This is a genomic window from Microcoleus sp. S13_C5 (assembly GCF_036700845.1).
GTDB lineage: Bacteria > Cyanobacteriota > Cyanobacteriia > Cyanobacteriales > Microcoleaceae > Microcoleus.
The window spans coordinates 1-9,277 of the sequence record NZ_JAUBPR010000185.1 but is presented as its reverse complement, the minus strand read 5'-3'; the positions used below and the strand labels follow the sequence as shown (position 1 = coordinate 9,277).

Below are 9,277 nucleotides of genomic sequence, written 5' to 3'. Positions count from 1 at the left end.
GAGCAAATTAGTTCGTTGTCATCTTACAATTTTATTCTTGAAGCCCTATTCTATGCAGCTTCATATTAAATTGGTATTACATGAAATGTCCAAGATGCGAATCTGACCAAGTTCGTAAAAACGGCCGTCCCAACGGTCGCCAGCGGTATCTTTGCAAAGCTTGCCGCAAACAATTCTTTGAGCCCGCCGGCCCGAAGTCTTTCAGTCGCAAATGCACGGAAACACGGTTAAGCGAAGCTATCCCGCAAGGAATCGAGTCTGCAATCACCACAGAGTCCGGCGGGATTGCGATTTTGCTGTTAGATGCGGAAAATCTGAAACTTAAGGTTAATACAGAACAATTTTTAGCCAGTTTGTGCGACTATCCCCTGCAAGTTAAAATTGCTTTTGCTAACTGGAAAAACCCAAGTATCGGCAAGTTGGACGCTGAACTTTACGATCACGGTTATGAACTGATTCACGTTCCGGGCGGTGCTAATAGTGCTGATGGTAAAATGATTGCTTTTGGCGCGGCTATTTTATATCGATATCGGGATGTACGACAAGTTTTTGTCTGTTCTTCGGACGGTTTGTTAAATCATCTTTGCAATCAGTTGCGAAATCAGGGATTGACTGTGTTTCGGGTGCGTCGGCAAAATTCAGTTTTGTCTGTAGAAAACTGCGAGAATGGTGAGAGCAAGCACTATTCTTGCGAAAGGGAAGAGGAAATCCCTAGTTTTGCAGAATTGGCTAATCAAGTTGCAGAGTTGTTGAAGGCTGAACACAAATCTATTGATGAGCGAATCGCTCGTTTTTCTACTGTAGCTGAGCTTTTTCAAGAGCGCCGGACTGTTCTTTTTCCTTCTACAACTTCCAATGCAGCAGCACTGTCGGAGTCAGCAGAAGACAAAATTTCTTCAGGGACTAAAGATTGTGTAACTCCTCTTGTCGTGGATCTAGATATTGAATCCCAAAAAGTTCCCGAAACCAAGCCAGTCAACTCAATTGAAATTCATTCGCTGGATGCTTTAGAAAAAATACTTGTAGCAATGATTGCGAAAGCGATAGTTGATTTAAAACAAAATACTATCCCTGTCACAAAAATTAAGAAACAATTTTATACTGAATATCAGTGTCCTGCGGATTTACTTGTGAAAAAATTTTTGCCTGATTCTAGTCTAATTAATTTTTTTAAATCGCGTCCGTCTGTTTTCAAAATGGAATTGCTCGGTAACGAACATCAAGTGGCGATCGCTCCAAAAGCAGCAGCAGCTTCAAAAACAGAGTCCTCAGCCGCTCTGGAATCATCTATAGCAAATATTGTACTGGCATTAACTGCTAAATCTCCAGGGAATTATATTGGCATTAACCAGGTAGCCACCGAATTTCACAAGCAATACGGTCAACCAATTACTAAAAAGCTGCAATCGCTGCATTTGGGTAGCAATTTTCACGATTTTTTGCAGTCATGCCAAAAATTTAAAGTTCAGAAAAAGGGTAAGGAGCATCAAGTGGCGATCGCACAGTCAGCTCCCTGACTTATTTAATAAATCATGTTTTCGAGTCTTCCGTCTGAAAATTTAATCTATTTTTAACCGAAATTTAAGACAAGCTTATTCTTTTATTATTTAATCTATTTTTAACCAAAATTTAAAACAACCTTATTCTTTTATATCCCTTTCCTTGGGGGTTTCAGTCTATTCTATGGAGGAGATTTGCAAAGCCGGTTATTAAGGGAGAGGAGGAATATGAATTTTTTCACAGGACGTTGGCGACGTAGTTTTATAGTGACACTAGCAGCAGCAGCATTTTCGCTGACTTTGATTAGTTCCGCTGTAGCAGCCGTCACACTAAACGGTACGGGAGCAACTTTCCCTAAACCTCTTTACGATCGCTACTTCTCTCAGATGAGAAGTGCAAATCAAATTACTGTAAACTACGAAGGAACTGGTAGCGGTGCTGGCATCAAAGCATTAATTGCAGGCACTGTTGACTTCGCAGGCAGCGACGCGCTGATGACTGCTGCACAAATAGCTGAGGTAAAGCGCGGCGTCATGGCGGTTCCAACTGCTGGCGGCGCTGTTGCAGTTGTCTACAACTTGCCCGGAGTGACCAATCTGAGGCTAAATAACGATGCCATGAACGGCATCTTTGAAGGCAAGATTACTCGCTGGAATGATGCGAAAATAGCCGGAATTTCTGGACAAGCTAAAAACTTGCCAAATACTCCCATTCGAGTAGCTGTACGGGCAGATAGCAGCGGTACAACCTTTATTTTTGCTAACCACTTGCAGGCGACTGGTAGCAGTATCAAAGCTGCCGCTCAGCCGAGTTGGCCAGGAAGCCCTGTCAGTGGTCAAGGAAACCCCGGCGTAGCTGCTTTGGTGAAGAATACAGCGGGTGCGATCGGCTACGTTCAAGATACTTATGCTCGGCAAAACAATCTCCAAACAGCATTTATTCAAAATAAAGCTGGTCGGTTTGTAGATCCTAGCTTGGCTGAAGCAGAGAAAGCTTTAGCAGGGGAAACATTCCCAGCAGACTTCCGCTTAGTAGAAGGCAATCCTAACGACGGTTATCCGATTGTTGGTTTGACTTGGCTGTTAATCTACAAACAGTACCCTGCTGCGAAAGCAGATGCTATTAAAAAGATCGTTAATTGGGTGATGACTACGGGTCAAGGTATCAACAAACAGCTAGAGTTTACTACAATTCCTTCAGCTACAGCTCAAAAGGTGGTTCAAACAGTTAATCAGACTGTGGTTGCCAGAGGTTAATTCCGGCGATCGCACGGGGTTAGGAGTTGACGAGTTAAATCGATGACTCAAAATTCATAAACTATCAGGTTAATGTGCGCTAAATTTACTGTGTAAGGTACGCAGTGCGTACCTTGCACAACAGGTGCGTAGCGCAGCCAGAGCATTAAAATCACTCTTCTTCTAAGCAAATATTTCACTTTTTACGCACTAATTCCGGTATGACTAATATTTCAAAAAAACCGAAGAGATTGACTCGGAAACCGACAGAAATAAACACAGAAGTAGATTTGACAGATACTGCTGGTGAAGGTCTATGGATGGAGTCAGGATTTACACTATTGGTATGGGGTTTTGCCCTAGCGACAGCGGGTACGCTGTTTTGGATGAGTGCGGTAATTTTTAAAGATGCTTGGCCTGCTATTAGCCAATTTGGACTCTCATTCTTGTGGAATCCCAAGTGGGATATCGGCGAGTTGCAGTTTGGGGCTTGGCCGTTTATTTACGGTACTGTAATTAGTTCTGCGATCGGCATAATCATCGCACTTCCTTTAGGGCTGTCAGTAGCTATAGTTACTAGCGAGAACTTCTTACCCGTTTGGGTGCGATCGCCCTTGGGATTCATGGTTGAATTAATCGCGGCTATTCCCAGCGTGATAGTGGGGCTGTGGGGAATCTTTGTTTTGATTCCCTTTTTGTTGCCATTGCAGCAGTCATTGTTCGATAATTTCAGTTGGTTTCCCCTGTTCAGCAGCGAGCCTTTAGGCCCGGGAATGCTGCCGGCTGGAATACTGCTATCAATTATGATTTTGCCAACAGTAGCCGCCATCAGCCGCGATGTATTGATGTCAGTTCCAGTAGATTTGCGAAGTGCTTCCATGTCCCTCGGTGCCACCCGCTGGGAAACGATATTCAAGCTGTTATTACCAGCAGCTAGTTCAGGGATTATCGGCGCCACCATATTAGCATTGGGACGCGCATTAGGCGAAACAATGGCAGTCACAATGGTAATTGGCAACTCGATTCAAATTAACCCATCCCTGCTCGCTCCCAGCTACTCAATTCCTGCTGTTTTAGCAAGTCAATTTAGAGAAGCTCTCGAACCGCTGCACATCGGCGCTTTGATGTATTTAGCCTTAATTTTATTTGTGATCACTTTGTTTGTAAATGCGATCGCAGTATTGTTAGTTCAGCTAATTGGGGCCAAGGGAGCTAAAAATTAATATCATCGAAATAAATTTTGTCACAAGCCGCGCCGCCGGACTTATGCGGTGGCTCAATCTAAAATCTAAAATCTAAAATCGCATGACTAAAGCACAAAATTCAAACAATATTCTGGATGCCGAAATCAACAACCCCCTGTCGCTAAGCCGAACTTTTTTCAGCCGGGGAATGACAGTTATCGCTTTCGCTATGACAGCTCTAGCCCTGCTCCCTTTGTTTGCTATTTTATACAAAATTCTGGGGGAAGGACTCACACATTTGAGCTGGGAAGTGCTAGTGTCTCTACCAGCACCCGTAGGAGTTGAAGACCAGCCCAACGGCTTTGCCAATGCGATTCTCGGCACTGCTTTAATGGTAGGAATTGCTACAGTAATCAGCGTCCCCATAGGCGTAATGACGGGAATTTTTGTGTCTGAGTTTGGTAGAGAAAACAAAGCGATCGCCAATAGCATTCGCTTTATCACCGTCATTCTCAGCAGCGTTCCCTCGATCGTAGTTGGCGTCTTTTCCTACGCCCTAATTGTCGTTACCACCAAAGCATTTTCATCCTTAGCCGGCGGTTTTGCCCTCGGCATCATCATGCTTCCAGTTGTTGCTCTGACAACAGAACAAGCATTAAAATTAGTGCCTACTTCTTACCGCCTCGCTTCTGCTGGTTTGGGATGCGGACGCTTTCAAACTATGTTTCGCATTATCATACCCTCAGCACTTCCAACTATTACCACAGGTATTTTACTCGCCGCTTCCCGGGCCGCCGGCGAAACCGCCCCGTTGATTGTAACGGCTTTGTCGAGTCAATTTTGGCCTCCTTTAGTTGATAAATTGGGCGAGATAATGCAGTCCCCCATAGGTGCAGAAACAATCTCAAAACTCAAAGAAATTCCCGAAACACTGCTGACTCCGACTCCTTCTATGTCAGTATTAATATATAGCTACGCCAGCTCTCCTTACAAAGAGCAGAACGAATTGGCGTGGACTGCTGCCTCTGTGCTTTTGGGCATGGTTTTGATTGCTAGCGTCGCATCCCGTACAGTAACTCGGAAACGCTTGCAAAACCGATAAATCAATAAATAAAGTGCATCTCTACGTCAAATATTAACAATATAACCAGGCAAATAATGAAACCTAAAGCTAACTTGAAATCCGAAGACTATACACATCAATTCCTAGAAGATGCCACCCCGGAAATTGACCCCAATGCAATGCCAGCACTGCGGGTTCAGGACTTAAGTTTTTATTACGGAACTCACAAAGTCTTAGAAAATTTATCGATGAATATCCCTCACCCGCAAATTACGGCGATTATTGGCCCTTCAGGTTGCGGCAAATCTACCTTTCTCAAAGCTCTCAACCGGATTGGTGAATTGGAGGGAAAGGTTCAAATAAAAGGAAGAGTAGAGTTTTTTGGACAGGATATTTACAGCCCAAAAGTAAACATTAATAGTTTGCGCCGCCAAATTGGGATGGTGTTTCAAAGACCAAATCCTTTTCCGCTGAGCATCTACGATAATATTGCATACGGGGTGAGAATTTTTGGTCGCAAAAGCAAAGCAGAATTAGATGAAATTGTGGAATCTGCGCTTAAAAGTGCGGCGCTTTGGAATGAAGTAAAAGACGATTTGAAGAAATCGGCTCAGGGGATTTCAGGGGGACAGCAGCAGCGACTTTGTATTGCTCGCGCTTTGGCTGTGAAGCCGAAAATTTTGCTGATGGATGAACCTTGTTCTGCTCTTGATCCGATTTCAACGATGAAGATTGAGGAGTTATTTCAGACTCTGCGGCAGCAGTTAACTGTTGTGATTGTGACGCACAATATGCAGCAGGCTGCTCGCGTTTCTGATTACACGGCATTTTTTAATACTGATGAAAGTCGCATCGGCCGCATGGTTGAATTTGGGCCGACAAGTAAGATTTTTACTTCTGCGGGCAATTCGAGTACGAGAGATTACATTCAAGGCCGTTTCGGTTAATACTTACCAAAAAATTGGGTCTAAAGCCCCGTCCTTCTAGGACGACTTTTTATTGTTGGTCGTGATAATATTGTAATGTGGCTAGGGTATTCAACCACATTAAAAACCCAGTCGCCTGAAGGCAACGCACCTTGAAAACTGAAGTTATGGGGTTCCGCGCAGAAAAGCTTGTGCGGGTAAAAACTTCGAGCAACAAGTACCAGAGAAACCAGTATTTTGGGTTTTGAATTGTACCGTGGGGCACACGGGAACAAGACTCTGCAATGAGTCGAAAGCTTGAGGACAGAACCATCTCTGGTAAGTACAGGAAGCTGTACTTATTAAGTGGACTGAATGATACAAGAATCTCTGCCCTTCTAGGGCGGAGAGTTGTCAAATCTTGAACCTCTTTCAGAACAGGCAAGATGCCTGTTCCACAACAGACAAATATTTTTGTGGAGCAGGCATCTTGCCTGCTATAGTTATGTTTTCAGAACAGGCAAGATGCCTGTTCCACAACAGACAAATATTTTTGTGCAGGCATCTTGCCTGCTATGTTTATGTCTTCAACACTGCTGAAGCGAGAGTTGGGTATTTTCGGCGCTACTCTGATGGGCCTGGGATCGATTGTTGGCACTGGGGTATTTGTCAGTATCGGCATTGCTGCGGAAGTTGCTGGCCCGGGAGTGATTTTGGCTGTAGGTATTGCAGCTTTTGTTGCGGTTTGCAATGGCCTTAACAGCGCTCAATTAGCGGCAAATCATCCTGTTAGCGGCGGTACTTATGAATATGGCTACAAATATCTCAATCCTTGGCTGGGTTTTACAGCAGGCTGGATGTTTTTGTTGGCGAAAACGGCTTCTGCAGCTACTGCTGCTTTAGGTTTTGCGGGGTATTTTTTAAATGCAGTTGGTGTAGCCGATCGCACTTACCTGATCCTAACAGCTTTAGGATCCGTCGCCGCCCTCACTTTAATTGTATTGACGGGAATTAGGCGATCGAATATTGCCAATACAGTCACAGTCTCAGTTACACTTCTATCCTTAGCGGTGTTTGTTGCTGTCGGTTTGCCAGAGGTAAGGTGGTCCATGCCCGCGCTACAGAATGATAGCTCGATCGGCTCCATCCTGCAGGCCACCGCCCTGATGTTTGTCGCTTATAGCGGTTACGCCCGCATCACCACAATGAGCGAGGAAGTGCGGGAACCGAGGGAAACCATTCCCAAAGCCATAATTTTAACTTTGGCCCTGACAATGCTGCTTTACGTGGCGGTAGCAATAGTTGTCGCGGGCGCGGGGGAACCCGATAAATTGTCTTTACAAACAGGCGGCACGACTGCACCCCTGGAAGTCATCGCCCGCAGTTTCCCAATTCCAGGAGTTTCTAAACTGCTAGCCGTCGGTGCAATTACCGCTATGTTGGGAGTTTTGCTGAACTTAATTTTAGGGCTGTCGCGCGTCTGGCTGGCGATGGGGCGGCGTCTGGATATGCCAAGAGTCTTGGCGCGGCTGAATCCAGAGGGGACAACTCCCTACGTGGCTGTGGTGGTTGTCGAAGTTACGATCGCACTTTTAATCCTCGTCGGCGATGTCAAAACAACTTGGTCATTTAGCGCTTTTAGTGTTTTGATATATTACGCTATCACCAACCTCGCCGCGCTGCAACTTTCCCCTGCCGAAAGGCTTTATCCGCAGTGGTTGGCTTGGGTGGGTTTGGGGAATTGTCTGTTTCTGGCTTTCTGGGTGGAGAGGCAAATTTGGCTGACAGGATTGGCATTAATTGTCGCCGGTTTAATTTGGCGGGCGATCGTCCGACTCCCGGCGAAAAACTAGAATTGTGATAAATTGAAACAGCATTCCGCATTGTAGAGGGCCATGCCCGATCCAACCCCCTTGCTGGCGACTCAAGAATCTCTCGCATTCAGCGCCATCAGTCGCTATATCGCTCAAACGCTAATTACCATTCAGGAACAGCATCCCGAATGGATAACTGAAAAATATAGGAAAACCCCCTGGGCAAAACCTGATTTTCAGTCAGTTTTGATTGGAAAATTGACAAAAAGTTTCAGAGTAACCAGCGATACAGATTCCCTGCTGCTGACTGCGAAAAAATATCTACAAATTCTGCTAGTTCCAGAATTCGTTAATTCACCTCAATTCAGCAAATTATTTGCCCAAATTCAGCAGCTAGCCCAATCTCAAACAGCACCCGCTAAATCACAAAACTCAGTTTCGTCAAAGCCTCCCACTCCCACCACCCCTCAAACAAATTCGCTTCCTGTCGGCATTGCTATCTTGCTGCTAGATGTCGAAAACTTGCAACTCACCATCGAAACCGAAAAATTTTTAGAGGGAATTTGCCACTATCCCATCCAAATCAAAGTTGCCTTTGCCAACTGGCGCAGCATGGGCAAGAAAGATGCCGAATTTCACCAGCGGGGCTATCAACTAATTCACGTCCCCCCCGGCAAAGACAGCGCCGACTTAAAAATGGCTACAGTCGGCGCCTCGATTTTCGTACATTATCCCACAGCCAAAGAAATTTTTGTCTGTTCGTCCGATCGCGCCCTCACTCACCTCAGCAATACACTGCAAGCCCACGGATTAACCGTATTTCAAGTCCGCAAACAAATAGATAAAATCATAGTTTTAAACAGCAAAACCGGACAAGTGGAAACCCATTCCCTCGTAACCACACCAGAAATTACACCCCTAGAACAATTAGTTATTCAACTAAAAGAATTAATCAAAAAAGAGCAAAAACGCACCTCAACTCAGTGGATCAAACTTTCTACTGTTTCAGCTTTATTTAGGGAAAATTACGGCTTAGTCCTCAATCAAGTTGTTGCCCATCATTTGCTCGGCACTAAAACCAGGGATATCTTTCTCAAATATCCCACCGATTTTGCCCTCCACAAACCCTCAGAAACTTCTCAAACTTATGTCACTCTTTTTGAAGTCAAACTGTCGCCCCCACCGCCAATACTTAACCAAGAAAATCTGAATAACCACCAGGCAGCACCTGCAAGTTTGACAGATATTAATTCTCTGGAAGACTTGGAAAGAGCTCTTGTCAAAATCGTTGGCGACTTAACCGGCAACTCTCCTGAAAATTCTGTATTTCTCTCCAATGTGGGCAGCGAATTTCACAGACAATACGGCAAACAAATCACCCAAATAATTAAAGATTTTAATCTCGGTAGAAAATTTACTAAATTTTTGCAATCCTGCGCTTCTCTCCAGCTAAAAAAAGCCGAAAAAGGCTGGCAAGTTTCTCTCAATTAATGAAAAATGGCTCTCCTGAGTTTATGGTGTAAAATAGCTCAACCAATACAGTTAGAGTAATGAGCTTTCATTTAGACTATTTATT

At 44.6% G+C, this 9,277-nt stretch carries 7 protein-coding genes; all 7 read left to right on the top strand.

The annotated features are described in order from the left end of the window. Nucleotides 1-80 precede the first annotated feature (80 nt). The 7 genes from QUA04_RS27705 (at nucleotide 81) to QUA04_RS27675 (ending at nucleotide 9,192) form a co-directional block, all read left to right on the top strand. Nucleotides 81-1,517: an IS1/IS1595 family N-terminal zinc-binding domain-containing protein gene (locus QUA04_RS27705; RefSeq protein WP_445242384.1), complete on the top strand. Its 1,437-nt coding sequence runs from the start codon at nucleotides 81-83 to the stop codon at nucleotides 1,515-1,517. A gap of 210 nt (nucleotides 1,518-1,727) precedes the next feature. After that, nucleotides 1,728-2,756 (top strand): phosphate ABC transporter substrate-binding protein PstS, encoded by a 1,029-nt coding sequence (gene pstS, locus QUA04_RS27700; protein WP_333263439.1) that lies wholly within the window; start codon nucleotides 1,728-1,730, stop codon nucleotides 2,754-2,756. Between the two features lie 200 nt (nucleotides 2,757-2,956). Continuing rightward, a complete protein-coding gene (pstC, locus tag QUA04_RS27695; protein ID WP_333263436.1) occupies nucleotides 2,957-3,958 on the top strand; it encodes a phosphate ABC transporter permease subunit PstC in 1,002 nt (333 codons plus the stop codon). A gap of 82 nt (nucleotides 3,959-4,040) precedes the next feature. Continuing rightward, nucleotides 4,041-5,021 (top strand): phosphate ABC transporter permease PstA, encoded by a 981-nt coding sequence (gene pstA / locus QUA04_RS27690; RefSeq protein WP_333263433.1) that lies wholly within the window; start codon nucleotides 4,041-4,043, stop codon nucleotides 5,019-5,021. Nucleotides 5,022-5,077: 56 nt separating this feature from the next. Next, the gene (gene pstB / locus QUA04_RS27685) at nucleotides 5,078-5,929 is read left to right on the top strand and encodes a phosphate ABC transporter ATP-binding protein PstB (RefSeq protein ID WP_333263430.1); all 852 of its coding nucleotides are present in this window, start codon (nucleotides 5,078-5,080) and stop codon (nucleotides 5,927-5,929) included. Nucleotides 5,930-6,468: 539 nt separating this feature from the next. Next, nucleotides 6,469-7,740, top strand: coding sequence for an APC family permease (locus QUA04_RS27680; protein ID WP_333263428.1), 1,272 nt, complete (start codon nucleotides 6,469-6,471; stop codon nucleotides 7,738-7,740). A 42-nt stretch (nucleotides 7,741-7,782) separates the two neighbouring features. Then, a complete protein-coding gene (locus QUA04_RS27675; protein ID WP_333263425.1) occupies nucleotides 7,783-9,192 on the top strand; it encodes an NYN domain-containing protein in 1,410 nt (469 codons plus the stop codon). Nucleotides 9,193-9,277: the final 85 nt, after the last annotated feature.